The sequence below is a fragment of the Streptomyces sp. NPDC058457 genome (assembly GCF_042720695.1).
Lineage (GTDB): Bacteria > Actinomycetota > Actinomycetes > Streptomycetales > Streptomycetaceae > Streptomyces.
Genome location: NZ_JBHXLU010000023.1, coordinates 42,399 through 68,297 on the forward strand (window position 1 = coordinate 42,399; position 25,899 = coordinate 68,297).

Genomic DNA, 25,899 nt, shown 5'->3' on the forward strand with positions numbered 1-25,899 from the left:
TCCCTGGGGCTCTGGTGCTTCTTCGGCATCGAGCCTAGGAGCGGCGGCCGGTCCCCGCATCGTCGTCGGGGACCAGCCGAGCCCGTGTCGTCCTACGTCCGCCGCCCTAGGCCTCGCGGACCCGCAACGCCCTCTCCAGGTCGTCCAGTTCGTCGATCAGGCGGCGGCGCAGGGCCGTGACCGGCTCGGCGTCGGCCAGGCAGGCCCGGCCCAGGGCGAGGTTCTCGGCGTCGACGGCGTGGGCGGGGAAGGCCTGCCGGCCGGTGACCGTGGCGATGCGGGGACCGCGCCGGGCGGCGACGGCCAGGGCGTCCTGGTAGTAGCGCGGCACGTAGTCGCGGACCAGGTCGGCCTGTTCGGGGTGCCAGAAGCCCTCGGCGGTGGCCGTGAACAGGTAGTTGGACAGTTCGTCGCCGGTGAACATCGCCTCCCAGGCCGTGCGCTTGGCCTCGGGGTCGGGCAGCGCGGCCCGGCAGCGGGCGGCGCCCTCCTGGCCGCTGGCGCTGGGGTCGCGGGCCAGCTCGGCGGCGATCCGGTCCTCGTCGACGGCGCCGAGGACGGCGAGCCGGCTCATGATGCGCCAGCGCAGCTCGGGGTCGAGCTCGGGCCCGCCGGGCACGGTGCCCTCGGCGAGCCAGGCGGCGATGGTGTCGGGGTGGGCGGCGGCGGCGATGAAGTGCCGTACGGCGATCAGGCGCAGCCCCGGGTTGTCGCCGTCCTCGGTGCGCCGGATGAAGTCGCGGCACAGGGCGGAGACGGTGGCGAGGGCGGCCGGGCGGTCCTCGGGCCTGAGGTACCGGTCGACGACGTGGACCGCGGTGAACGCCAGCACCCCCTGGACGAGGGCGAGGTCGGTCTCGTGCGGGAGGTGGGCGCGGGCGGTCTCCAGGTAGGCGGCGGGCGGGAGTTCCCCGTCGCGGACGGCGTCCCGCAGGGCGTTCCAGACCACCGCGCGGGTCAGCGGGTCGGGCAGGCCCGACAGGTGGGCCCGGACGGTCTCGGCGGACTCGGCGTCGAAGCGGACCTTGGCGTAGGTCAGGTCGCCGTCGTTGAGCACGAGCAGGGCCGGGCGCTTGCCGAGGGCCTGGGGGGCGGTCTGCGGGATGTCGAGGTCGATGCGCTCGCGCAGGGTGAGCCGGCCCTCGTCGGCGAGGTCCTGGTCGTAGACGCCGACGCAGATGCGGTGCGGGCGGCTGCCGATGCGCTCGACGGTGAGGGTGCGGGTGCCGTCGGCGGCGGTGGCCAGGGCCGGGGTGAGGGTGTCGACACCGGTGGTGCGCAGCCAGGTGTCGGCCCAGGCGTGCACGTCGCGTTCGGTGGCGGCGGCGAGGGAGTCGATGAAGTCGGCGAGGGTGGCGTTCCCGAACCGGTGCCGCTGGAAGTGGATGTTGATGCCGGCCAGGAAGTCCTTCTCGCCCGTCCAGGCGACCAGCTGGCGCAGCGCGGAGGCGCCCTTGGCGTAGGAGATGCCGTCGAAGTTGAGCAGGGCGGCGGCGGTGTCGTCGACGGCCTCGGGGGCCACCGGGTGGGTGGAGGGGCGCTGGTCGGCGTCGTAGCCCCAGGCCTTGCGGGCCACCCCGAAGTCGACCCAGGTGTCGGTGAAGCGGGTGGCCTCGGTGAGGGTCTGGTAGCCCATGTACTCGGCGAACGACTCGTTCAGCCAGATGTCGTCCCACCACCTGAGGGTGACGAGGTCGCCGAACCACATGTGGGCCATCTCGTGGGCGATGACCATGGCGCGGGTCTGCCGCTCGGTGTCGGTGACGGCGGAGCGGTAGACGAACTCGTCGCGGAAGGTGACCAGGCCCGGGTTCTCCATGGCGCCGGCGTTGAACTCGGGGACGAACGCCTGGTCGTAGGAGTCGAAGGGGTAGGGCTCCTCGAACTTCTCGTGGTAGCGGTCGTAGCACGCGCGCGTGATGTCGAAAATCTCCTCGGCGTCGGCGTCGAGGTGGGGTGCGAGGGAGCGGCGGCAGTGGATGCCGAAGGGCAGTCCGCGGTGCTCGGTGCGCACGGAGTGCCAGGGACCGGCGGCGACGGCGACCAGGTAGGTGGAGATCAGCGGGGTGGCGGCGGCTCGCCAGCGGCCCTCGCCGAGGTGCTCGGTGACGCCGTTGGCGAGCACCGTCCAGCCCTCGGGGGCGGTCACGGACAGCTCGAAGACGGCCTTCAGGTCGGGCTGGTCGAAGGCGGCGAAGACGCGCTGCACGTCGTCCATGAAGAGCTGGGTGTAGACGTACGTCGCGTCGTCCGAGGGGTCCGTGAAGCGGTGCATGCCCTCGCCGGTGCGCGAGTAGCGCATGGTGGCGTCGACACGCAGCTCGTGCTCGCCCGCGGCGAGGTTCTTCAGGGACAGCCGGTCCTGGTCCAGCGTCCCGGGGTCGAGGGGCTGTCCGTCGAGGGTGACGGTGCGCAGCTCGACGGGCTTCATCTCGACGAACGTGTCGCCGTCGGATCGGGCCGTGAACCTGATCACGGTACGGGAGTCGAAGGTCTCGTCCCCGGTGGTCAGGTCGAGGTCGATCGTGTAGCGGTGGACGTCGAGGAGCTCGGCGCGGCTCTGCGCTTCGTCGCGAGTCAGTACGGACATGCGGGCCATGCTGCCCGATGGTACTGACATCGCACAGGGGCGAGAGCGGTACGCGGCTTATGTCCGGCCCGGGGTTGCGAGGTGGCACGGGACGGCACCGGTGGGCGCCACCCTGCGCCCCGAGCGACTGTTCGAGCGCCTCGTCACCGCACGGGGGTCGCCCGGCGGTGCCGGACGCTCTTCACGGCGTCCGGCGGGCCTCCCGGATCAGTGCCCGCCCGCCTCCCGGCTGTTGACGGTGTCCTCGGCGATGGACTCGTGGTGCCTGATCACCTCGGCGATGATGAAGTTCAGGAACTTCTCGGCGAAGGCGGGGTCGAGTTTGGCGTTCTCGGCGAGGGCGCGCAGCCGGGCGATCTGCCGGGCCTCGCGTGCCGGGTCGGCCGGGGGCAGCTGGTGGACCGCCTTGAGGCGGCCGACCTGCTGGGTGGCCTTGAAGCGTTCGGCGAGCATGTGGACGACGGCCGCGTCGATGTTGTCGATGCTGTCGCGCAGCCGGCGGAGCTCCTCGCGGACGGCGGGGTCGACGTCACCGGTGGCGGTGTTGCTGGTGGTCATGGGCGTCAACCCTAAAGGGGCGGCCTGTCGATCCCTAAAGGCCGTCGACGGGTTCGGCCACCGGCGGACCCGGTTCGCCGTCCTCCTGGAGGCCCTCGTTCCAGTCGTCGGGCACGGCCCGGCTCTGCTGGACCCGGAAGCGCACCGGGGCGGCTCCGACCCGGCGGGTGAACAGGCGGGAGAAGTAGGCCGGATCGTCGTAGCCGACGCGGCGGGCGACCGCGGCGACGGACAGTTCGGTGGTGGCGAGGAGTTCCTGGGCGCGGCCGAGCCGGATGCCGATCAGATAGTCCTTGGGGCTGCACCCGGCGACCCGGCGGACCGCGGTGCGCAGCTCGGCCGGGGTCATGCCGTGCCGGGCCGCGTGGTCGGCGACGGTCATCCCGGTGCAGGCGTCCCGGGCGAGCGCGTGCAGCACCGGGTCGCCGTCGGGGGCGAGGTCGGCACGCGCGCGGCGCAGGGCGACAAGGAGCTCGTGCACGGCGGCGCCGGTCTCGACCTCCAGGAGGGGGTTGCCGTGGCGGGCGGCCCGGGCGATGCGGGCGATGACGTCCCGGGGCCCGGAGGCGTCCGCGAGCGGCACCACGGGCCGCTCGGGCTCGATGTAGCCGAGTTCCGTGTAGGTCGCGGTGTCGGGCCCGGTGAAGGTCACGAAGCCCTCGTCCCAGCCGCTGTCCGGGTCGGGTCCGTAGTGGTGCGGGACGCCTGGCGTGAGCCACACCAGCGCGGGGGCGGTGACGGTGGTGCGGCGCCCGTCGGGCGTGCGGTACCAGCCCCGGCCCGAGCTGATCACCACGGCGACGTGCCCGTCGAGCACGCGCGGGCCGACGGCGGGCACCGCGCCGTACTGCAGGCCGACACCGAGGCAGACCAGACCGAGGCGGTGGTGGACGGCGCCGGGTGTGAAGAACCGCATCCAGGTGCGGAAGATCGGCGCTCCTCCGGGCACTGCGCGCCCCTTCCGTGCGTCTCTTCCGTCCAAGTGCTGCCGATCTTTGTCCATGGTCTCGGCGCGCGTCAGCAGGCCAAGGTGAGCGTATGAGCGACTTCACGGTGGGCGAAACCGATTTCCTGCTGGACGGCCGGCCGGTACGGCTGCTGTCCGGCGCGCTGCACTACTTCCGGGTGCACGAGGAACAGTGGGACCACAGGCTGGCGATGCTGCGCGCCATGGGGCTGAACTGCGTGGAGACATACGTCCCGTGGAACCTGCACGAGCCGCACCCCGGCGCCTTCCGGGACGTCGGGGCCCTCGGCCGGTTCCTGGACGCGGCCCGGGAGGCGGGCCTGTGGGCGATCGTGCGGCCGGGGCCGTACATCTGCGCGGAGTGGGAGAACGGCGGCCTGCCGCACTGGGTGACGGGCGAGCTGGGCGCACGGGCACGCACGCGTGACGAGCGTTTCCTCGGGTACGTGGACCGCTGGTTCCGCCGGCTGCTGCCCGAGATCACGTCCCGGCAGCTGGACCGGGGCGGCCCGGTGATCATGGTGCAGGTCGAGAACGAGTACGGCAGCTACGGCTCCGACGCCGCCTACCTGGCCCACCTCACCGACCTGCTGCGGGCCGAGGGTGTCACGGTGCCGCTGGTCACCTCGGACGGCCCCGAGGACCACATGCTGACCGGCGGCTCGGTCCCCGGGCTGCTCGCGACGGTGAACTTCGGCTCGCACGCGCGCGTGGCCTTCGAGACGGTGCGCCGCCACCAGCCGCGGGGCCCGCTGATGTGCATGGAGTTCTGGTGCGGCTGGTTCGACCACTGGGGCGGCGAGCACGTCGTACGGGACGCCGAGGACGCGGCGGCGGCACTGCGGGAGATCCTGGAGTGCGGGGCGTCGGTCAACGTCTACATGGCGCACGGCGGCACCAACTTCGCCGGCTGGGCGGGCGCCAACCGCCCCGGCGGCGAACTGCACGAGGGCCCGCTGGAGGCGGACGTGACGTCGTACGACTACGACGCGCCGGTCGACGAGTACGGCCGCCCCACGGAGAAGTTCTGGCGCTTCCGCGAGGTCCTCGCCGGATACCACGCCGACCCGCTGCCCGAACCGCCACCGGCGCCCGTCCCGTTGGCTTCGGCGACGGACGTGGAGCTGGCCGCCTGGGCACCCCTGGCCGGTGTTCTGGAGGCCCTCGGCACCCCGGAACGCGTCCACCCGGTCCCGCCCACCTTCGAGGAGCTGGACATCGCCCGGGGCCTGGTCCGCTACGAGGTGGACGTACCGGGCCCGCGACAGCCGTACCCGCTCACCGCGCGGGGCCTGCGCGACCTCGCGGTCGTGTACGTCGACGGCGAGCGGGCCGGGGTCCTCACCGAGGAGGAACCCCAGCTCAAGAAGCCGGTCGCCGGCCCCGCGCGCGTGGAGCTCTGGGTGGAGTCCCTGGGTCGCGTCAACTACGGCCCCCGCTCGGGCGAGCCGAAGGGCATCACCGGGGGCATCCTGCACGAGCGCCAGTTCCTGCACGGGGTACGCGTGCGCGGGCTCGATCTGGACGCGTTCGAGGAGGGGGTGGAGGCGGTCCGCTTCGGTCCGCCTCCCGAGGAGGGTGCCCCGGGCCTGTACCGGGGGACGGTCACGGTCCGCGGTGCCGGGGACGCGCGCGTGGAACTCCCCGGCTGGACCCGGGGCTTCGTCTGGATCAACGGCTTCAACCTGGGCCGCTACTGGTCGACGGGCCCACAGGAGTCGCTGTACGTCCCCGGCCCGATCCTGAAGGAGGGCGAGAACGAGGTCTGGATCCTGGAGCTCCAGGGCACTGATCAAGGAACGGCGCGCCTGGCGCCCCTTTAGGGGCGCGGGGCTGTATCGATTTGCGGCTACCGCCGCGTGGGCGCGATCAGCCCCCACCGACCCGCGGTGTCCGACCAACCTTCCGCCCCCGATTCTCCCCATCCCCCGCATACTGTGAAAGACAGCTCCAGCGGCGTCTGTGGGGGTAAGGGACGTGGCGAACGGCGGCCCGGTGGAACACGGCTACCCGCACCTGGACACCGTGCGGGCCGCCATCACGGCGTTGTACCGGCGCCTGTCGTACGACACCGTCCAGACCTTCGCCACCAGCGTGCTCCCCGCCGACGTCGCGTTCTGCGACACCGACGACCTCCACCTCGGCTCGCAGCGCGTCGCCCGCGAGATGGTCCGGCACTTCCGCCTGCCCGACGCCCGCATGATCGTCGGCTTCAAGGACATGGCCCACGCGGCGAACGTCGAACTCACCGCGGGCCCCGAGTACTTCGTCGAGCTGAACGACCGTTTCCGCACCCACCGCAGGGACATCGGCGCGGCCCTGGCCCACGAGGTGATGCACGTCTACCTGCACCGCCTGGACCTGTCCTTCCCGAGCGTCCGGGAGAACGAGATCCTCACGGACACGGCGACCACGTACCTGGGGGCGGGCTGGCTGCTCCTGGACGCCTACCGGGAGCACGGCGAGGCGTCCCAGAAGCTCGGCTACCTCACCCCGGAGGAGTTCGGCTACGTGCTGGCCAAGCGCGCCCTCGTCTTCCACGAGGATCCGTCGGTGTGGTTCACCAGTCCGCAGGCCTACACGGCGTACCAGAAGGGCATGGCCCGGGCCCGCCAGGACGAGGAGCAGCCACCGCTCAGCGCGGCCGGCTGGGCGGGCCGCCGCCGCTACGCCCGCGACCGCCGCCACGCCCCCGCGGCGCCGCCTCCGCAGCCCGGCGCCTCCTACGCCTTCACCCCCGACACCGGCGGCCGGCTGCGGGTCTCGTTCCCGTGCCCGACCTGCCACCAGCGGATCAGGGTGCCGGTACGGGGCCGGGTCCGGGCCCGCTGCTCGCTGTGCCGGACGGTACTGGAGTGCGACACCTAGACCCTGCTCCCGGCTTCACACCCCGTACACCGCCCCGGGCACAGCCGCCTCGGCCAGCAGTTTCAGTGCCGTCTCCCCCGCCTCCGCCGGGGTCCACCGGGCGCCTTTGTCGGCGGTCGGACCGGGCCGCCACCCCTCCATGACGGTGATCCGGCCGCCCTCCGTCTCGAACACCCGCCCGGTGACGCCTGCGCTCGCGGCGGAGCCCAGCCAGACGACGAGCGGGGAGACGTTCTCGGGGGCCATGGCGTCGAAGCCGGCGTCGGGGGCGGCCATGGTCTCGGCGAAGGCACGCTCGGTCATCCGGGTGCGGGCGGCCGGGGCGATGGCGTTGACCTGGACGCCGTAGCGGGCCAGTTCGGCCGCCGCGACCAGGGTGAGACCGATGATGCCGGCCTTGGCGGCGCTGTAGTTGCCCTGCCCGACCGAGCCCAGCAGGCCCGCTCCGCTGCTGGTGTTGACGATGCGGGCGAGCGGGGTGCGGCCCGCCTTGGCCTCGGCCCGCCAGTGCGCGGCCGCGTGCCGCAGTGGCAGGAAGTGGCCCTTGAGGTGCACCCGCATGACCGCGTCCCAGTCGTCCTCGGCGAGGTTGACCAGCATACGGTCGCGCAGGAAGCCGGCGTTGTTGACGAGGGTGTCCAGGCGGCCGTACGCGTCCAGGGCCGCTGCCACCAGGGACTCGGCACCGGCGTCCGTCGCGATGTCGCCGCCGTGCGCCACCGCCTCGCCGCCGGCCGCCCGGATCTCGTCCACGACGGCTTCGGCGGGACTGAAGGCGCCGGCAGGGCCTGCGGGACTGGCAGGGCCGGCTGGACCGGCGGGACCGTCCGTACCCGGCACGCCGTCGAGGCCGACGCCGAGGTCGTTGACGACGACCCGGGCGCCCTCGGCGGCGAAGGCCAGCGCATGGGCCCGGCCGAGCCCGCGCCCGGCGCCGGTGACGATCACGACGCGGCCCACGCAGATTCCGCTCATCTCAGTCCTCCTTGTCGGATGGCTTGTTGGCAGTCGCCGCGTCCAGGAAGGCAGGCCGCTCCCCGCCCCCGTGCACGAGCAGACTCGCCCCGCTGATGTAGGCGGCCGCGCCGGAGGCGAGGAAGACGGCGGCGGCGCCGACGTCGGACGGGGCGGCGAGGCGGCCGAGCGGGACGGTCCGGGAGACCGCGTCGACACCGTCCGGACCGCCGTAGTGGAGGTGGGCCAGTTCGGTGCGGACCATGCCGACCACGAGGGTGTTGACGCGGACCTCCGGCGCCCACTCCACCGCCATGGACCGGGCGAGGTTCTCCAGCCCCGCCTTGGCCGCGCCGTAGGCGGCGGAGCCCGGTGAGGGGCGGCCGCCGCTGACGCTGCTGATCATCACCACCGCCCCCCGGGCCCGCCGGAGGTGCTCGTACGCGGCGAGGGAGGCGGTCAGCGGGGTGACGAGGTTCAGCTCGATCACCCGGGCGTGCCGCTCGGGGTCCGCGTCGGCGAGCCGCCGGTAGGGGGTGCCGCCCGCGTTGTTGACGAGCACGTCGACCCGGGGCAGGGCGTCGAAGAAGGCGCGTACGGCGGGTGGGTCGCGCAGGTCGAGGGGGGTGAACTCGACACCTTCGAGGTGTTGTTCGGGTGGCCGGCGGGCACAGGCCACGACATGGGCACCGGCCTCGGCGAAGGCCCGTGCGATCCCGGCTCCCACACCTCTGGTACCGCCGGTGACGACGACGGTCCTGCCGCTCGGCGAGTTATCCACAGGGCCTCCCGCTTGTCGGCGCCGACTGCTAGCTTCGAAGCCTCACACCTAACAAATGTTTGGTGAAAAGGTAGCTGAGTGCGAAGGTAGCTGATGCGTCCATGGGTGTCTCCACCTCGTGTCCGGAAAAGGGAATCGCGCTCGTCACGGTCGACCACCCGCCGGTGAACGCACTGCCGGTGCAGGGCTGGTTCGCGCTGGCGGACGCGGTGCGCGCGGCGGGCCGCGACCCCGGGACCCGGTGCGTCGTGCTGGCCGCGCGAGGCCGGGGCTTCAACGCGGGCGTGGACATCAAGGAGATACAGGCGGACGGCCACGAAGCGCTGCTCGGCGCCAACCGGGGCTGCGCGGAGGCCTTCGCGGCGGTGTACGAGTGCGAGACCCCGGTGGTGGCCGCGGTGCACGGTTTCTGTCTGGGCGGCGGGATAGGCCTGGTGGGCAACGCGGACGCGATAGTGGCGAGCGAGGACGCCGTCTTCGGGCTGCCGGAGCTGGACCGGGGCGCCCTGGGCGCGGCCACCCATCTGGCCCGTCTGGTCCCGCCGCATCTGATGCGGACGCTGTACTACACCTCGCGCACGGTGACGGCGGCCGAGCTGCATGCGCACGGCTCGGTCTGGCGGGTCGTGCCCGCTGCGGAACTCGGCTCCGCGGCACTGGAGCTGGCGCGGGAGATAGCCGCCAAGGACGGGCGGCTGCTGCGCCTCGCCAAGGCCGCCATCAACGGCATCGACCCCGTCGACGTGCGGCGGAGCTACCGCTTCGAACAGGGCTTCACCTTCGAGGCCGCCCTCAGCGGGGTGGCCGACCGGGTCCGCGACACCTTCGGGAAGGAGGGTGCCGGCAGTGACTGACAAGACGATGACCGCCGACGAGGCCGTCTCCCGGCTGGCCAGCGGCATGACCCTCGGCATCGGCGGCTGGGGTTCCCGCCGCAAGCCGATGTCCCTGGTCAGAGCAGTGCTCCGAAGCGGCATCGACGATCTCACGCTGGTCTCGTACGGCGGCCCGGACGTCGGGATGCTGGTCGCGGCCGGCCGGGTGCGCAAGCTGGTGACGGCCTTCGTCACCCTCGACTCCGTCGCGCTCGAACCGCACTACCGCGCGGCACGCGAACGAGGGGCGTTCGAGCTGACGGAGGTCGACGAGGGCATGTTCATGTGGGGCCTGCACGCGGCCGCGAACCGGCTGCCGTTCCTGCCGGTGCGCGCGGGGCTCGGCTCGGACGTCATGCGGGTCAACCCCGGCCTGCGGACGGTCACTTCGCCGTACGACGACGGGGAGACGTTCGTGGCGATGCCCGCCCTGCGCCTGGACGCGGCGCTGGTCCACGTCAACCGCGCCGACCGGCTGGGCAACGGGCAGTACCTGGGCCCGGACCCGTACTTCGACGACCTGTTCTGCGAGGCGGCGGACGCGGCCTATGTCTCCTGCGAGCGGATCGTGGACACGGCCGAACTGACGAAGGAGGCGGCCCCGCAGTCACTGCTCGTCAAGCGGCTGAACGTGACGGGGGTGGTGGAGGCGCCGGGCGGCGCGCACTTCACGTCCTGCGCCCCCGACTACGGGCGGGACGAGGAGTTCCAGCGGCTGTACGCGACGACGTCGTGGGCGGATTTCTCCGGGCGGTTCCTGGCCGGGGACGAGCAGGCGTACCGGTCGGCGGTGCGGAACTGGCAGGAGGGCCAGGGGTGACGGACACACCGCGCATGGACGTGTTGCGCTCCGACTACTGCGTCATCGCCTGCGCGGAGGCCTGGCGCGGCTCCGGCGAGATCCTGGCGAGCCCGATGGGCCTGATCCCCTCCCTCGGCGCGCGCCTGGCCCGGCTGACCTTCGCACCGGACCTGCTGCTGACCGACGGCGAGGCCCTGCTGGTCCGCCCGGACGGGACGCCCGAGGGCTGGCTGCCCTACCGGCAGCACCTCGCCCTGGTGGCCGGCGGGCGGCGGCACGTGATGATGGGCGCGAGCCAGCTCGACCGGTACGGCAACCAGAACATCTCCTGCATCGGCGACTGGACACGGCCCCGCCGCCAACTGCTCGGGGTGCGCGGAGCGACTCTCAACACGCTGAACAACCCGACGAGTTACTGGGTACCGAAGCACTCCCGGCGGGTGTTCGTGGCGAAGGTCGACATGGTGTGCGGGGTGGGGTACGACCGGGTGGCCGAGCATCCGGGCACGGAACGCTTCCACCGCATCCCGAGAGTCGTCACCGATCTGGGCGTCCTCGACTTCGAGACCTCCGACCGCTCGATGCGGCTGGCCGCGCTGCATCCGGGGGTGAGCGTCGACCAGGTGCGGGAGGCGACGGACTTCGAGCTCGCCGTCCCGGACGAGGTGCCGTACACCCGGGAACCGAGCGCGGCGGAGCTGCGGCTGATCCGCGAGGTGCTCGATCCGGCCGGCGCGCGGACGAAGGAGGTCGCCGGCTGATGGATACCGCGCTGACCAGGCTGGTCGGGGTCCGGCATCCGATCGTGCAGACGGGGATGGGCTGGGTGGCGGGCCCCCGCCTGGTCTCGGCCACCGCCAACGCCGGAGCTCTCGGCATCCTGGCCTCCGCCACGATGACCCTCGACCGGTTGCGGGCCTCGATAGCCGAGGTGCGGTGCCGTACGGACGCCCCGTTCGGGGTGAACCTGCGGGCGGACGCGGCCGACGCCGGCGACCGGGTCCGGCTGATCATCGACGGGGGTGTGCGGGTGGCGTCCTTCGCGCTCGCCCCCTCCCCCGAGCTGATCGCCGAGCTGAAGGCGGCGGGCGTGGTGGTGATCCCGTCCGTCGGGGCGCGGCGGCACGCCGAGAAGGTGGCCGCGTGGGGCGCGGACGCGGTGATCGTGCAGGGCGGCGAGGGCGGCGGGCACACCGGTGAGGTGGCGACCAGCGTGCTGCTGCCACAGGTGGTGGACGCGGTGCGGATACCGGTGGTGGCCGCCGGGGGGTTCTTCGACGGCCGGGGGCTGGTGGCGGCGCTGGCGTACGGGGCGGCGGGGGTCGCGATGGGCACGCGGTTCCTGCTCACCTCGGACTCGACGGTGCCGGACGCGGTGAAGGCGAGGTATCTGGCGGCGACGGTCAGGGACGTCACGGTGACCAGGGCGGTGGACGGGCTGCCGCACCGGATGCTGCGGACCGATCTGGTGGCCGCGCTGGAGCGTTCGGGCCGGACCCGGAGTCTGCTGCACGCGATCCGGCGTGCGGCGGGGTTCCGGAAGCTGTCCGGGCTCACCTGGCGGCAGCTGGTCCAGGACGGCCTGGCCCTGCGGCACGGGAAGGAGCTGTCCTGGAGTCAGGTCCTGCTGGCCGCGAACACACCGATGCTGCTCAGGTCGGCGATGGTGGACGGCCGTACGGACCTGGGGGTGATGGCGTCCGGGCAGGTCGCCGGGGTGATCGACGACCTGCCGTCGTGCGCCGAACTGGTGGACCGGATCATGAAGGAGGCGGAGGAGACACGGGAACGGCTCATGGCCCTGAAGTGAGGGCTCAGAGCCGCTCGATGATCGTCACGTTCGCCTGCCCCCCGCCCTCGCACATGGTTTGCAGGCCGTAGCGGCCGCCGGTGCGTTCCAGTTCGTGCAGGAGGGTCGTCATCAGTTTGACGCCGGTCGCGCCGAGGGGGTGGCCGAGGGCTATCGCGCCGCCGTTGACGTTGACCTTGGCGGGGTCGGCGCCGGTCTCCTTGAGCCAGGCGAGGACGACCGGGGCGAAGGCCTCGTTGATCTCGACCAGGTCGATGGCGTCGATGGTGAGGCCGGTCTTCTTCAGGGCGTGGGCGGTGGCCGGGATCGGGGCGGAGAGCATCCGGATGGGGTCCTCGCCGCGGACGGAGAGGTGGTGGACGCGGGCGCGGGGGCGCAGCCCGTGTTCGCGGACCGCCCGTTCGGAGGCGAGGAGCATGGCGGCGGCGCCGTCGGAGACCTGGGAGGAGCAGGCGGCGGTGATGGTGCCGCCGTCGATGACCGGCTTCAGGGCGGCCATCTTCTCCAGGGAGGTGTCCCGGCGCGGGCCCTCGTCCACGGCGACCGGGCCGTAGGGCACGGTCTCCCGCTCGAAGCGGCCCTCGTCGATGGCGCGCAGGGCGCGCCGGTGGGAGCGCAGGGCGAACTCCTCCTGGTCCCGGCGGCTGATGCCCCACTTGGCGGCGATCATCTCGGCGCCGGCGAACTGGTTGACGGGCTGGCTGCCGTACCGGGCCCGCCAGCCCTCGCTGCCCAGGAAAGGGCCCTCGGTCAGGCCCAGCGGCTCGGCGGCCTGGCGAGAGGCGAAGGCGATGGGGATCAGGGACATGTTCTGGACGCCGCCGGCGACCACCAGGTCCTGGGTGCCGGAGAGGACGGCCTGGGCAGCGAAGTGCACGGCCTGCTGCGAGGAGCCGCACTGGCGGTCGACGGTGACGCCCGGCACCTCCTCGGGCAGCCCGGCCGCCAGCCAGCAGGTGCGGGCGATGTCACCGGCCTGCGGCCCCACGGCGTCGAGGCAGCCGAAGACGACGTCCTCGACGGCGGCCGGGTCCACGCCCGACCGCGCCACCAGGGCTGTCAGCACATGGGCGCCCAGGTCGGCCGGGTGGACCCCGCTCAGGCCGCCCTTGCGCCGCCCGACCGGCGTGCGTACCGCTTCGACGATGTAGGCCTCGGCCATGTCAGCGACTCCCTCGGCAGAAAGGGGCTTTCAACGAATGGGTGAGCTACTCACGGACGGCGATCCCGTCCAGCACCATCGACAGGTACTGCCGGGCGATCTCCTCCGGGCTGTGCTGCCCGCCGGGCCGATACCAGGAGGCGGCGACCCACACGGTGTCGCGCACGAACCGGTAGGTGAGGCGGACGTCGAGGTCGGCGCGGAAGACGTGCGCGGCGACCCCGCGCTCCAGCGTCGACAGCCACGCCTTCTCGAACCTGCGCTGCGACTCGGCGAGGAAGCCGAACCGCTCCTGCGCGACCAGCTGCTTGCTCTCCTTCTGGTAGATGGCGACGGCGGCGCGGTGCCGGTCGATCTCCCGGAAGGACTCGGTGACCAGGGCTTCGAGGGTCTCGCGGGGACCCAGTCCGGCGTCCAGGACGGTGTCGTAGCCGTCCCAGAGCTCGTCGAGGAAGGTCCGCAGGATCTCCTCCAGCATCGACTCCTTGGAGTCGAAGTGGTAGTAGAGGCTGCCGGCGAGCATGCCCGCGTGGTCCGCGATCTTGCGTACGGTGGTGGCGTTGTAGCCCTGTTCGGCGAAGACCTCGGCGGCGGTTTCGAGGAGTTCACGGCGCCGGGCGGGGGCCGCGGTCACCTGGGGCTTCTTCTTGGTCGGCACGGGCACATTCTCGTCCTACGGGTGCTGGCTGCTGACGGAGAGGACCTCTCCGGTGAGGTAGGAGGAGTAGCCGGACGCCAGGAAGACGATGGCGTTGGCCACCTCCCACGGCTCGGCGTACCGCCCGAAGGCCTCATGGGCGGTGAGCTCCTCCAGCAGCTCGGCCGACGTGACCTTCACCAGGTGCGGGTGCATGGCGAGGCTCGGCGCCACGGCGTTGACCCGCACGCCGTACTCGGCGGCCTCGATCGCCGCGCACCGGGTCAGCGCCATCACGCCGGCCTTGGCGGCGGCGTAGTGGGCCTGTCCGGCCTGGGCCCGCCAGCCGACGACGGAGGAGTTGTTGACGATCACCCCGCCGTGCCCGCTCTCGCGGAAGAGCCGCAGGGCGGCGCGCACGCACCGGAAGGTGCCGTTGAGGGTGACGTCGAGGACCCGCGACCATTGTTCGTCGCCCATGTCGACGAGCGCAGAGGTCCCGCCGAGTCCTGCGTTGTTGACGACGATGTCCAGCCGTCCGTGGGCCCGCACGGCGGTGTCGAACAGGGCCTGCACCTGGGTCTCGTCGGTGACGTCGCACGGGAAGGCGGATACGGCGCCCGGATGTTCGCCTGCCAGTTCGGCCTCGTACTCCTTCAGCCGCCGCGCGTGCGCGTCACTGATCAGCACGCGGGCGCCCTCCTCCAGGAAACGGCGCGCGGTCGCCCCGCCGATCCCCGCCCCGGCCGCGGCGGTGATGACGGCGGTGCGTCCTTCAAGCAGCCCGTGCCCGGGCACGTACTCCGGACTCTCGACGCCTGTCATGGGTCCACGCTAACCTACCAAACACTTGTTAGGGAAGGACGGTGACGGCGACCGTGGACCTGACCCACAGCCCGGCGGACGAGGAGTTCCGCGCCGAGGCCCGCGCCTGGCTCCGGGCGCATGTGCCATCCCGCCCGCTCCCCTCCCTGGAGACGGCGGAGGGCTTCGCGGCGCACCGCGCCTGGGAGGCCGAACTGGCCGCGGACCGCTGGTCGGTGGTGTCCTGGCCCGAGGAGTACGGCGGGCGGGCCGCGGGGCTGATGCGGTGGCTGGTCTTCGAGGAGGAGTACTGGGCGGCGGGCGCGCCGGGCCGGGTCGGCCAGAACGGCATCAGTCTGCTCGCACCGACCCTGTTCGAGCACGGGACGCGGGAGCAGCGGGCGCGGGTGCTGCCACCGATGGCCACCGGGGAGGTGGTCTGGGCGCAGGCGTGGTCCGAGCCCGAGGCCGGTTCCGACCTGGCCGCCCTCGCCTCCAGAGCCGTGCGGACGGACGGCGGCTGGCTGCTCACCGGTCAGAAGACCTGGTCGTCGCGGGCGGCGTTCGCCGACCGCGCGTTCGGCCTCTTCCGCAGCGAGCCGCACCTGCCCAGGCCGCATCAGGGGCTCACCTACCTGATGTTCGACCTGCGCGCGCCGGGGGTGACCGTGCGTCCGATCGGCCGTCTGGACGGGAAGCCGGCGTTCGCGGAGCTGTTCCTGGACGAGGTGTTCGTGCCCGACAAGGACGTGATCGGCGAGCCGGGCCAGGGCTGGCGGATCGCGATGTCGACGGCGGGGAACGAGCGGGGGCTGACGCTGCGGTCGCCGGGACGGTTCCTGGCCGCCGCCGACCGGTTGCGGGACCTCTGGCAGGCACGGGGCGAACCGGAGTCCGCCGCCGCCCGGGTGGCCGACGCCGTCGCCGGCGCCCGCGCGTACCAGCTGTTCACCTACGCGGCCGCGGCCCGCTTCCTGGACGGCGAGTCGCTCGGCCCGGAGTCCAGTCTGAACAAGGTGTTCTGGTCGGAGCTGGACCTGGCTCTGCACGAGGCGGCGCTCGATCTGCTGGGCGCCGAGGGCGAGCTGGCGGACACGCCGTGGTCGGAGGGCTATGTCTTCTCCCTCGCCGGTCCGATCTACGCGGGCACCAACGAGATCCAGCGCGACATCATCGCCGAGCGGCTGCTCGGCCTGCCGAAGGGACGCCGCTGACATGCGTTTCCTCCTCGACACCGAGCAGCGGGACTTCGCCGACGCCCTGCGGGCGCTGCTGACGGCAGCGGACACACCTGCGGTGGTACGGGACTGGAGCCGTGGCGAGCATGCGGGCGGGCGGGCGTTGTGGGGCCGTATCGGCGAGGCGGGGGTGTTCGGCCTTGCGGTGCCGGAGGAGTACGGCGGGATGGGCTGCCGGCCTGTCGAACTCGCCGTGGCCTTCACCGAGTTGGGGCGGTTCGCGGTGCCGGGACCGTTGGCGGAGACGGTGGCGGCGGCCGTGCTGCTCGATGACGGCGAGGGCCTCGCCAAGCGGTTCCTGCCGGGGATCGCGTCGGGCGAGACGGTGGCGACGGTCGCGTTCGAGAAACACGGGTACGGGTTCGCGCCGGACGGGGACGCGGCCGACGTGCGGCTCGCGACCACACCGGAGGGCCTGCGGCTGTCCCCCGGCGCCGGGGCGGTACGCCGGTCCCTGGACCCCGCCCGCCGGCTCACCCCGCTCTTTCCCGTCGGTGAGCTGATCAGCACGGAGCCGCCGTGGGCCGAGGCACTGACCTGGGCCCGGCTGGCCACGGCCGCGCAGGCGCTGGGGGTGGGGCTGGCCCTGCTCGACAGAACGGTGGCGTACGTGAGACAGCGGACCCAGTTCGGCGTGCCCGTCGGGTCGTTCCAGGCGGTCAGGCATCGGCTGGCCGACGTGAAGATCGCGCTGGAGTTCGCCCGTCCGCTGGTCTTCGGGGCGGCGGTGACGATGACTCCGTCGGATGTGGCCGCGGCCAAGCTGCGCGCGTGCGAGGCGGCGTATGCCGGGGCTCGGGCCGCGCTGCAGCTGCATGGGGCGATCGGCTATACGGCGGAGTACGACCTGTCGTTGTGGGTGACCAAGGCGCGGGCGCTGCGGGGTGCTTGGGGGGCGCCGGAGGATTGCAGAAGGGTGGTTCTGGAGCGTCGTTAGCCGCAGGTTGTGTGTGGCTGGTCGCGCCCGCGCGGCGGCAGCCGCATATCGAGAACAGCCCCGCGCCCCCAAAAGAAAAAAGCAAAGGACGGGGCGTTTCCCCTCACGGGATCTAGTGGTGATCCCCGCTCGTGATCTCCCGGTACTCCTCCTTCGTCGGCTTCGGGATGTGGGTGTCCGGGCCGAACATCCCTTTCGCCAGGCTCGCCCGTACCCGCTGGGCGACGGTGACCTTGCGCCGTACGCCGTTCGCGTCCTCCAGCGGCCCTATTTCGTAGGGCGGGTTCTGTTCGTGCTGGGTCAGGACGAACAGGCTTCCCTGGCTGAGGGGTTCGTGGACCTCGACGTACTCGCCGTGCGGAAGCAGCTTGATGAGGCCGGTCTCCCTGCCGTGCAGGACCTTGTCGCGGTCCCGGCGCTGCAGGCCGAGGCAGATCCGTTTGGTGGCGATGAAGGCGAGGACGGGGACGACGAAGACGGAGATCCGGACGAACCAGGTGATCGAGTTGATGGAGAGATGGAGATGGGTGGCCACGACGTCGTTGCCGCCGCCGATCAGCAGCACGAAGTACTCGCTGAGCCAGGCCACGCCGAGGCCGGTGCGGACGGGCGTGTTGCGCGGCCGGTCGAGGATGTGGTGCTCGCGCTTGTCGCCGGTGATCCACGCCTCGATGAACGGGTAGACGCCGATGGCCAGCATGAACAGCGGGAAGAGCGAGAAGGGGATGAAGACGCCCAGCTCCAGGGTGTGGCCCCAGGCGTTGATCTCCCAGCCGGGCATGACGCGGATCAGGCCCTCGGAGAAGCCCAGGTACCAGTCGGGCTGGGCGCCGGTGGTCACCAGGTCGGGGCGGTAGGGGCCGAAGGCCCACACCGGGTTGATGGTGGCGATGCCGCCGATGATCGCGAGGATGCCGAAGACGAGGAAGAAGAAGCCCCCGGCCTTGGCCATGTAGACCGGCAGGAAGGGCATGCCGACCACGCTCTTCTGGTCGCGTCCGGGCCCCGGGTACTGGGTGTGCTTGTGGTAGAAGACCAGGATCAGGTGGGCGACGACCAGGCCCAGCATGATCCCGGGCAGCAGGAGCACGTGGATCGGGAAGAACCGCGAGATGATGTCGTGGCCCGGGAACTCCCCGCCGAACAGGAACATCGAGATGTACGACCCGACGATCGGGATCGACAGGATCGCGCCGTCGGCGAACCGGACGCCGGTGCCGGAGAGCAGGTCGTCGGGGAGCGAGTAGCCGGTCAGGCCGGTGAGGATGGCGAGGAACAGCAGAAGCCAGCCGAACAGCCAGTTGACCTCGCGGGGCTTGCGGAAGGCGCCGGTGAAGAACACCCGCATCATGTGGACGAGCATGCCGGCCACGAAGACCAGCGCCGCCCAGTGGTGGATCTGCCGGATCAGCAGGCCGCCGCGCACGTCGAAGCTGATGTGCAGCGTCGACTCGTACGCCTTGGTCATGATGATGCCGTTCAACGGCTGGTAGGTGCCGTGGTAGACGACCTCGGCGCCGCTGGGCTCGAAGAACAGGGTGAGGTAGATGCCCGTGAGGATGAGGATGAGGAAGCTGTAGAGGCAGATCTCGCCCAGCATGAAGGACCAGTGGTCCGGGAACACCTTGCGCATGTTCGCCTTGGCCAGGCCGTAGATCCCCAGCCGGCTGTCGGCCCAGTCCGCGAGCTTCTCACCCTTGCCGGGCGGCTCCGCTCGCTGTGCCGAACTCCCCGCCCGTGCCTGACCGTTCACCGTTCGTGCCGCGTCGTCCATACGTCGCGTCGCCTCCCCGCCGGATCACCCCTCAGGGTGGCACGACAGGACCCCGACAGCCAACGGTGCCACGTAAAGTCGGCCGAGCCGGCGGCCAGACCGGTTCAGCCGGCGCCTACGATGCCCGCCGCCCGTGCCGCCGCCAGCCACTGCGGGAACTCGCCGACGAGACGGTCGTACAGCTCGCCGTCCGGCACCTTGGCCGGGTGCGAACCGGCGTGGAAGAAGCCCGCGTTGTCCACCGCCCGTCTGCCCGGCACCGCCAGTTCGTCGAGCTTGCGCAGGAAGTCGAACTGCTTGCTGTGCGGGTCGCCGAAGCCGACGAACTGCCAGAACAGCGGCAGCCTGGCCGCCTTGCACAGGTAGCGTTCCGCGGCGAGCTTGTTGATCGGGCCGCCGTCGGTCTGGAAGACGACCAGCGCGGGGTCGGTGGCGCCGCTGTCGAGGTAGTGGTCGATCACGGCGTCCATGGCCAGGTGGTAGCTGGTCTTGCCCATGTGCCCGAGCCCGGCCACGATCTTCTCGATCCGGCCCGTGTGGTCGGCCAGTTCGATGTCGGTGACCGCGTCGACGTCGGTGCTGAAGAAGACGACGGGGACCCGGCCGTCGTCGTCCAGATGCGCGGAGAGCCCCAGCACCCGGTCGGCGAGGGCCTGCACACTGCCGTCCCCGTAGTACGGCTTCATGGAACCGGAGTAGTCGACCACCAGGTAGACGGCGGCGCGGAGTCCGTCCAGGCCGTGCTTGGTCAGGGAGATCCCGGCCGACTTGTACGACTCGACGAGCGCGGGCGAGGTCCGCTCCACCTTGCTGAGACTGATCGCGGCCATCCCCTGCTCCCCCTCACCCGTGGTTCAGGAGGCCGAGGTTACTTGATCGGCGAAAGGCGGCGGCGCCTGCCCGTCGTCCGGTCGGGGACTGTGGGGCAGGCGCCGTCACGGGGGGTCTGGGGGATACCCCCCAGACAACCAGCCCGTACGCCTTTGTACGGGACGTCTGTTGAGGTGTGGATCAGACCATCAGCGAGCGGTCCGTCGGGCGGATCGGGGCCGGGAGGTCGCTCGCTCCGGTGAGGAAGCGGTCGACGCCCTTGGCGGCCGAGCGGCCCTCGGCGATCGCCCAGACGATCAGGGACTGGCCGCGGCCGGCGTCACCGGCGACGAAGACACCGGGGACGTTGGTCTGGAAGTCGGCGTCACGGGCGACATTGCCGCGCTCGTCGAGGTCAAGTCCGAACTGCTCCACGACACCGTTCACCCGGTCGGTGCCCGTGAAGCCCATGGCCAGCGTCACCAGCTGGGCCGGGATCCTGCGCTCGGTGCCCGGCTTCGGGGTCAGCCTGCCCTCGATGAACTCCACCTCGGTGAGGTGCAGCCACTGGACGTTGCCGTCCTCGTCGCCCTCGAAGTGGGTGGTGGAGACGGAGTAGACCCGCTCGCCGCCCTCCTCGTGCGCCGAGGTGACCTTGTAGAGCATCGGGAAGGTCGGCCACGGCTGGTTCGGCGCCCGGTCCTCGCCCGGACGGGGCATGATCTCCAGCTGGGTGACCGAGGCCGCGCCCTGGCGGTGGGCGGTGCCCACGCAGTCCGCGCCGGTGTCGCCGCCGCCGATCACGACCACGTGCTTGCCCTCGGCCGAGATGGGCGACACCACGTAGTCGCCCTCCTGGACCTTGTTGGCCAGCGGCAGGTACTCCATCGCCTGGTAGACGCCCTTGAGCTCGCGTCCGGGGACCGGGAGGTCACGGGCGGTGGTGGCGCCGGCGGCGATGACGACCGCGTCGTACCGCTTCTTCAGGTCGGTCGCCTTGAGGTCGATGCCGATCTCGATGCCGGTACGGAAGCGGGTGCCCTCCGCGCGCATCTGCTCGATACGGCGGTTGATGTGCCGCTTCTCCATCTTGAACTCGGGGATGCCGTAGCGGAGCAGGCCGCCGATGCGGTCGGCGCGCTCGTAGACGGCGACGGTGTGGCCGGCCCGGGTCAACTGCTGGGCGGCGGCCAGACCGGCCGGGCCCGAGCCGATGACGGCGACGGTCTTGCCGGACAGGCGCTCGGGGGCCTGCGGGGCGACGGTCCCGGCCTCCCACGCCTGGTCGATGATGGAGACCTCGACGTTCTTGATGGTGACGGCCGGCTGGTTGATGCCGAGCACGCACGCCGACTCGCAGGGGGCCGGGCAGAGGCGACCGGTGAACTCCGGGAAGTTGTTCGTCGCGTGCAGACGCTCCGAGGCGGCCGTCCAGTCCTTGCGGTAGGCGAAGTCGTTCCACTCGGGGATCAGGTTCCCGAGCGGACAGCCGTTGTGGCAGAACGGAATGCCGCAGTCCATGCACCGGCTGGCCTGCTTGCTGATGATCGGCAGCAGCGAGCCCGGGACGTAGACCTCGTTCCAGTCCTTGACGCGGTCGGCGACGGGACGGGTCTTGGCAACCTCACGGCCGTGGTTCAGGAAGCCCTTCGGGTCAGCCATTGATCGCCGCCTCCATCATCTTCTCGTGGGTCTCGGTCTCGGAGAGACCCGCTCGCTCGGCGGCTTCCTTGGCGGCGAGCACTGCCTTGTACGTGCTGGGGATGATCTTGCTGAACCGCTGCACGGCCGCGTCCCAGTCGGCGAGCAGCTTCTCGGCGACCGTGGAGCCGGTGTCCTCGGCGTGGCGGCGCACCACGTCGTGCAGCCACTGCTTGTCGTTTTCGTCGAGGGCCTCGACGGCGCTGACGTTGCCCACGTTGACGTTGTCGACGTTCAGGTCGATCACGTACGCGACGCCACCGGACATGCCGGCCGCGAAGTTGCGGCCCGTCTCGCCGAGGACCACCGCGTGGCCACCGGTCATGTACTCGCAGCCGTGGTCGCCCACGCCCTCGGAGACCACCAGCGCACCGGAGTTACGGACGCAGAATCGTTCACCCGTACGGCCGCGCAGGAACAGCTCGCCACCGGTCGCGCCGTACGCGATGGTGTTGCCCGCGATGGTGGAGTACTCGGCGAGGTGGTCGGCGTTCCGGTCGGGACGCACGATCACCCGGCCGCCCGACAGACCCTTGCCGACGTAGTCGTTGGCGTCGCCCTCCAGGCGGAGCGTGACACCGCGCGGCAGGAAGGCGCCGAAGGACTGGCCGGCCGAGCCGGTGAAGGTGATGTCGATGGTGTCGTCGGGCAGGCCCGCACCGCCGAACTTCTTCGTCACCTCGTGGCCGAGCATGGTGCCGACCGTCCGGTTGATGTTGCGCACCTTGATCTGGGCGCGCACCGGCTGGGCGTCGGTGGCGCTGGAGGCGGCCAGGGCGTCGGAGGCGAGCTTGATCAGCTCGTTGTCCAGGGCCTTCTCCAGGCCGTGGTCCTGCACGATCGTCTGGTGCAGCGCAGCGCCCTCGGGCAGCTCGGGCACGTAGAAGAGCGGGGCCAGGTCCAGGCCCTGCGCCTTCCAGTGGTTGACGGCACGGGTGACGTCGAGCGCCTCCGCGTGGCCGACGGCCTCCTCGATGGTACGGAAGCCCAGCTCGGCGAGGATCTCGCGGACCTCCTCGGCGATGAACTTGAAGAAGTTCACCACGTACTCGGCCTTGCCGGAGAAGCGGTCGCGCAGCACCGGGTTCTGGGTGGCGACGCCGACCGGGCAGGTGTCGAGGTGGCAGACGCGCATCATGATGCAGCCGGAGACGACGAGCGGCGCGGTCGCGAAACCGAACTCCTCGGCGCCGAGCAGCGCGGCGATCACCACGTCACGGCCGGTCTTCAGCTGGCCGTCGGTCTGCACGACGATCCGGTCGCGCAGGCCGTTGAGCAGCAGCGTCTGCTGGGTCTCGGCGAGGCCGAGCTCCCAGGGGCCGCCCGCGTGCTTCAGCGAGGTCAGCGGGGAGGCGCCGGTGCCGCCGTCGTGGCCGGAGATGAGCACGACGTCCGCGTGTGCCTTGGACACACCCGCCGCGACCGTGCCGACGCCGACCTCCGAGACCAGCTTGACGTGAATCCGCGCCTGCGGGTTCGCGTTCTTGAGGTCGTGGATCAGCTGGGCCAGGTCCTCGATGGAGTAGATGTCGTGGTGCGGCGGCGGGGAGATCAGGCCGACACCCGGGGTGGAGTGCCGGGTCTTCGCGACCCACGGGTAGACCTTGTGGCCGGGCAGCTGGCCGCCCTCGCCGGGCTTGGCGCCCTGGGCCATCTTGATCTGGATGTCGTCGGCGTTGACCAGGTACTCGGACGTGACGCCGAAGCGGCCGGACGCGACCTGCTTGATGGCGCTGCGCCGCGCCGGGTCGTACAGGCGGTCCGGGTCCTCGCCGCCCTCACCGGTGTTGGACTTGCCGCCCAGCTGGTTCATGGCGATGGCGAGGGTCTCGTGCGCCTCGCGCGAGATGGAGCCGTAGGACATGGCACCGGTCGAGAACCGCTTGACGATCTCGGAGACCGGCTCGACCTCGTCGACGGAGATGGCTTCCCGGTCGCTCTTGAAGCCGAAGAGGCCGCGCAGCGTCATCAGCCGCTCGGACTGCTCGTTCACGCGGTCCGTGTACTTCTTGAAGATGTCGTAGCGGTTGGCGCGGGTCGAGTGCTGGAGGCGGAAGACCGTCTCCGGGTCGAACAGGTGCGGCTCGCCCTCGCGGCGCCACTGGTACTCGCCGCCTATGTCGAGGGCGCGGTGCGCCGGGGCGATGCCGGAGGCCGGGTAGGCCTTGGCGTGGCGGGCGGCGACCTCCTTGGCGATGACGTCGATGCCGACGCCGCCGATCTTGGAGGCGGTGCCGTTGAAGTACTTGTCGACGAAGCCCGCTTCGAGACCGACGGCCTCGAAGACCTGGGCGCCGCGGTAGGAGGCGACCGTCGAGATGCCCATCTTGGACATGACCTTCAGGACGCCCTTGCCGAGGGCGTAGATCAGGTTGCGGATGGCCTGCTCGGACTCCATGCCCGGCAGGAAGGTGCCCGCGCGGGTCAGGTCCTCGACGGACTCCATGGCCAGGTAGGGGTTGACGGCGGCGGCGCCGAAGCCGATCAGCAGGGCGACGTGGTGGACCTCGCGGACGTCACCGGCCTCGACCAGCAGGCCCACCTGCGTGCGCTGCTTGGTGCGGATGAGGTGGTGGTGGACGGCGGCGGTGAGCAGCAGCGACGGGATCGGCGCGTGCTCGGCGTCCGAGTGCCGGTCCGACAGGACGATCAGCCGGGCGCCGTTCTCGATGGCAGCGTCGGCCTCGGCGCAGATCTCCTCGATCCGCGCGGCGAGGGAGTCGCCGCCGCCGGAGACCCGGTACAGGCCGGACAGGGTCGCGGCCTTGAAGCCGGGCATGTCGCCGTCGGCGTTGATGTGGATGAGCTTGGCCAGCTCGTCGTTGTCGATCACCGGGAAGGGCAGCACGACCGAGCGGCAGGACGCGGCGGTCGGGTCGAGCAGGTTGCCCGAGGGGCCGAGGGACGAGCGCAGCGAAGTGACGAGCTCTTCCCGGATCGCGTCCAGCGGCGGGTTGGTGACCTGCGCGAACAGCTGGGTGAAGTAGTCGAAGAGCAGGCGCGGGCGCTCGCTCAGCGCGGCGATGGGCGAGTCGGTGCCCATGGAGCCGATCGGCTCGGCGCCGGCCTTGGCCATCGGCGCGAGGATGACGCGCAGCTCTTCCTCGGTGTAGCCGAAGGTCTGCTGGCGGCGGGTGACCGAGGCGTGGGTGTGCACGATGTGCTCGCGCTCGGGCAGGTCGGAGAGCTCGATCTCCCCGGCCTCCAGCCACTCCGCGTACGGCTGCGCGGCGGCGAGGCCCGCCTTGATCTCGTCGTCCTCGATGATGCGGTGCTCGACGGTGTCGACGAGGAACATCCTGCCGGGCTGCAGCCGGCCCTTGCGGACGACCCTGGCGGGGTCGATGTCGAGGACGCCGACCTCGGAGCCGAGGACGACCAGGCCCTCGTCGGTGACCCAGTAGCGGCCGGGACGCAGACCGTTGCGGTCGAGAACGGCGCCGACCTGGGAGCCGTCGGTGAAGGTGACACAGGCGGGGCCGTCCCAGGGCTCCATCATCGTGGAGTGGAAGCCGTAGAAGGCGCGCCGGGCGGCGTCCATGGAGTCGTGGTTCTCCCACGCCTCCGGGATCATCATCAGCACGGAGTGCGGCAGCGAACGCCCGCCCAGGTGCAGGAGCTCCAGCACCTCGTCGAAGGACGCCGAGTCGGAGGCGTCGGGCGTACAGATCGGGAAGACGCGGTCCAGCTTCTCCTGCGGCCCGAACAGGTCGGAGACCAGCTGGGACTCGCGGGCCACCATCCAGTTGCGGTTGCCCTTGACGGTGTTGATCTCACCGTTGTGGGCGACGAACCGGTAGGGGTGGGCGAGCGGCCACGACGGGAAGGTGTTCGTGGAGAACCGGGAGTGCACGAGCGCGATCGCGGACGCGAAGCGGCGGTCGGACAGGTCCGGGAAGAAGGGCTCCAGCTGGCCGGTGGTCAGCATGCCCTTGTAGACGATGGTCCGCGCGGACAGCGACGGGAAGTAGACGTCGACCTCGCGCTCGGCGCGCTTGCGCAGCACGAACGCCTTGCGGTCCAGCGCGATGCCCTCGCTGGCGCCTCCCCCGGACTCCGTCTGGGAGGTGCCCCCAGTGACAAAGACCTGCCGGAAGACCGGCATGGTGGAGCGGGCGGTGGCGCCGAGCAGCCCCGGGGCGACCGGAACCTCGCGCCAGCCGAGGACGGTGAGGCCCTCCTCGTCCGCGATCGTCTCGATCCTCGAGACGGCGTCCTGGGTGCCGTCCTCCGGGAGGAAGGCGATACCGACGGCGTAGGAACCGGCCGTCGGCAGCTCGAATCCGGCCACCTCGCGGAAGAAGGCGTCGGGCACCTGGCAGAGCAGGCCCGCGCCGTCACCGGAGTCGGGCTCGGAGCCAGTCGCGCCGCGGTGCTCAAGGTTGCGCAGAACCGTGAGCGCCTGCTCGACCAGCGCATGGCTCGCCTCGCCGGTGAGGGTGGCCACGAAGCCGACGCCACAGGCATCGCGCTCGTTGCGGGGGTCGTACATACCCTGCGCAGCAGGGCGAGCATCCATGAACGACCAGTTTCGGCCGTTCGTGGAGTGCTGGGACGGCTGGCGCGGCGTACGCATCGGCTCTCCCGTCGTCGTCAGTGGCGTATAGCAGGTGCCGAGGGACGACGCTGGC

20 protein-coding genes are annotated in these 25,899 nt (G+C 71.5%); 8 read left to right on the forward strand and 12 right to left on the reverse strand.

Going from position 1 to position 25,899, the window contains the following annotated elements; translation table 11 throughout:
* Positions 1-106: 106 nt before the first annotated feature.
* The 3 genes from pepN to ACFWPS_RS19990 all read right to left on the reverse strand — a co-directional run bounded on the left by pepN (position 107) and on the right by ACFWPS_RS19990 (position 4,079).
* Complete coding sequence (gene pepN / locus ACFWPS_RS19980; RefSeq protein ID WP_383706832.1) at positions 107-2,590, reverse strand: aminopeptidase N; 2,484 nt, start codon at positions 2,588-2,590, stop codon at positions 107-109.
* Positions 2,591-2,797: 207 nt separating this feature from the next.
* A complete protein-coding gene (locus ACFWPS_RS19985; RefSeq protein WP_383706834.1) occupies positions 2,798-3,148 on the reverse strand; it encodes a chorismate mutase in 351 nt (116 codons plus the stop codon).
* A 34-nt stretch (positions 3,149-3,182) separates the two neighbouring features.
* Complete coding sequence (locus ACFWPS_RS19990; protein ID WP_383706966.1) at positions 3,183-4,079, reverse strand: helix-turn-helix domain-containing protein; 897 nt, start codon at positions 4,077-4,079, stop codon at positions 3,183-3,185.
* Positions 4,080-4,186: 107 nt separating this feature from the next.
* Here ACFWPS_RS19990 and ACFWPS_RS19995 point away from each other — a divergent pair, with 107 nt between their 5' ends.
* On the forward strand, positions 4,187-5,938 hold the full coding sequence (locus ACFWPS_RS19995; RefSeq protein WP_383706836.1) for a beta-galactosidase family protein: 1,752 nt from the start codon (positions 4,187-4,189) through the stop codon (positions 5,936-5,938).
* Between the two features lie 154 nt (positions 5,939-6,092).
* Positions 6,093-6,983: a hypothetical protein gene (locus ACFWPS_RS20000; protein ID WP_383706838.1), complete on the forward strand. Its 891-nt coding sequence runs from the start codon at positions 6,093-6,095 to the stop codon at positions 6,981-6,983.
* Positions 6,984-6,998: 15 nt separating this feature from the next.
* Here ACFWPS_RS20000 and ACFWPS_RS20005 read toward each other — a convergent pair whose 3' ends face one another.
* Both ACFWPS_RS20005 and ACFWPS_RS20010 read right to left on the reverse strand, forming a co-directional pair.
* Positions 6,999-7,958: an SDR family oxidoreductase gene (locus tag ACFWPS_RS20005; protein ID WP_383706840.1), complete on the reverse strand. Its 960-nt coding sequence runs from the start codon at positions 7,956-7,958 to the stop codon at positions 6,999-7,001.
* A 1-nt stretch (position 7,959) separates the two neighbouring features.
* Positions 7,960-8,718 (reverse strand): SDR family oxidoreductase, encoded by a 759-nt coding sequence (locus tag ACFWPS_RS20010; protein ID WP_383706841.1) that lies wholly within the window; start codon positions 8,716-8,718, stop codon positions 7,960-7,962.
* 101 nt (positions 8,719-8,819) lie between these two features.
* Here ACFWPS_RS20010 and ACFWPS_RS20015 point away from each other — a divergent pair, with 101 nt between their 5' ends.
* The 4 genes from ACFWPS_RS20015 to ACFWPS_RS20030 are packed head-to-tail and all read left to right on the forward strand — an operon-like array spanning position 8,820 to position 12,205.
* On the forward strand, positions 8,820-9,572 hold the full coding sequence (locus ACFWPS_RS20015; RefSeq protein WP_383706843.1) for an enoyl-CoA hydratase family protein: 753 nt from the start codon (positions 8,820-8,822) through the stop codon (positions 9,570-9,572).
* A complete protein-coding gene (locus tag ACFWPS_RS20020; RefSeq protein ID WP_383706845.1) occupies positions 9,565-10,413 on the forward strand; it encodes a CoA transferase subunit A in 849 nt (282 codons plus the stop codon). The genes ACFWPS_RS20015 and ACFWPS_RS20020 overlap by 8 nt, the downstream gene beginning before the upstream one ends.
* Positions 10,414-10,427: 14 nt before the next feature.
* Positions 10,428-11,156, forward strand: a complete 729-nt coding sequence (locus tag ACFWPS_RS20025) for a CoA-transferase subunit beta (RefSeq protein WP_383706968.1) — start codon at positions 10,428-10,430, stop codon at positions 11,154-11,156.
* A complete protein-coding gene (locus ACFWPS_RS20030; protein WP_383706847.1) occupies positions 11,156-12,205 on the forward strand; it encodes an NAD(P)H-dependent flavin oxidoreductase in 1,050 nt (349 codons plus the stop codon). Before ACFWPS_RS20025 ends, ACFWPS_RS20030 begins: the two co-directional genes overlap by 1 nt.
* A gap of 4 nt (positions 12,206-12,209) precedes the next feature.
* Here ACFWPS_RS20030 and ACFWPS_RS20035 read toward each other — a convergent pair whose 3' ends face one another.
* The 3 genes from ACFWPS_RS20035 to ACFWPS_RS20045 are packed head-to-tail and all read right to left on the reverse strand — an operon-like array spanning position 12,210 to position 14,829.
* A complete protein-coding gene (locus ACFWPS_RS20035; RefSeq protein ID WP_383706849.1) occupies positions 12,210-13,367 on the reverse strand; it encodes an acetyl-CoA C-acetyltransferase in 1,158 nt (385 codons plus the stop codon).
* 46 nt (positions 13,368-13,413) lie between these two features.
* Complete coding sequence (locus tag ACFWPS_RS20040) at positions 13,414-14,025, reverse strand: TetR/AcrR family transcriptional regulator (RefSeq protein ID WP_383706851.1); 612 nt, start codon at positions 14,023-14,025, stop codon at positions 13,414-13,416.
* Positions 14,026-14,040: 15 nt separating this feature from the next.
* Entirely contained in the window at positions 14,041-14,829 is a 789-nt protein-coding gene (locus ACFWPS_RS20045; RefSeq protein ID WP_383706853.1) for an SDR family oxidoreductase, read from the reverse strand.
* A 53-nt stretch (positions 14,830-14,882) separates the two neighbouring features.
* Here ACFWPS_RS20045 and ACFWPS_RS20050 point away from each other — a divergent pair, with 53 nt between their 5' ends.
* Together ACFWPS_RS20050 and ACFWPS_RS20055 are read left to right on the forward strand one after the other, a co-directional pair.
* Positions 14,883-16,022, forward strand: coding sequence for an acyl-CoA dehydrogenase family protein (locus tag ACFWPS_RS20050; protein ID WP_383706970.1), 1,140 nt, complete (start codon positions 14,883-14,885; stop codon positions 16,020-16,022).
* 1 nt (position 16,023) lies between these two features.
* Positions 16,024-16,983 carry an acyl-CoA dehydrogenase family protein gene (locus tag ACFWPS_RS20055; RefSeq protein WP_383706855.1) on the forward strand — a complete coding sequence of 320 codons (960 nt, stop codon included), beginning with the start codon at positions 16,024-16,026 and terminating at the stop codon, positions 16,981-16,983.
* Between the two features lie 112 nt (positions 16,984-17,095).
* Here the strand turns inward: ACFWPS_RS20055 and ACFWPS_RS20060 are convergent, their stop codons facing one another.
* From ACFWPS_RS20060 to gltB, 4 genes are all read right to left on the reverse strand, one after another.
* Positions 17,096-18,757, reverse strand: a complete 1,662-nt coding sequence (locus ACFWPS_RS20060; protein ID WP_383706857.1) for a cytochrome bc complex cytochrome b subunit — start codon at positions 18,755-18,757, stop codon at positions 17,096-17,098.
* A 104-nt stretch (positions 18,758-18,861) separates the two neighbouring features.
* Positions 18,862-19,587 carry a vWA domain-containing protein gene (locus ACFWPS_RS20065; RefSeq protein WP_383706859.1) on the reverse strand — a complete coding sequence of 242 codons (726 nt, stop codon included), beginning with the start codon at positions 19,585-19,587 and terminating at the stop codon, positions 18,862-18,864.
* Between the two features lie 181 nt (positions 19,588-19,768).
* A complete protein-coding gene (locus ACFWPS_RS20070; protein ID WP_383706861.1) occupies positions 19,769-21,229 on the reverse strand; it encodes a glutamate synthase subunit beta in 1,461 nt (486 codons plus the stop codon).
* On the reverse strand, positions 21,222-25,787 hold the full coding sequence (gene gltB, locus ACFWPS_RS20075; RefSeq protein ID WP_383706863.1) for a glutamate synthase large subunit: 4,566 nt from the start codon (positions 25,785-25,787) through the stop codon (positions 21,222-21,224). The genes ACFWPS_RS20070 and gltB overlap by 8 nt, the downstream gene beginning before the upstream one ends.
* Between the last annotated feature and the right edge of the window lie 112 nt (positions 25,788-25,899).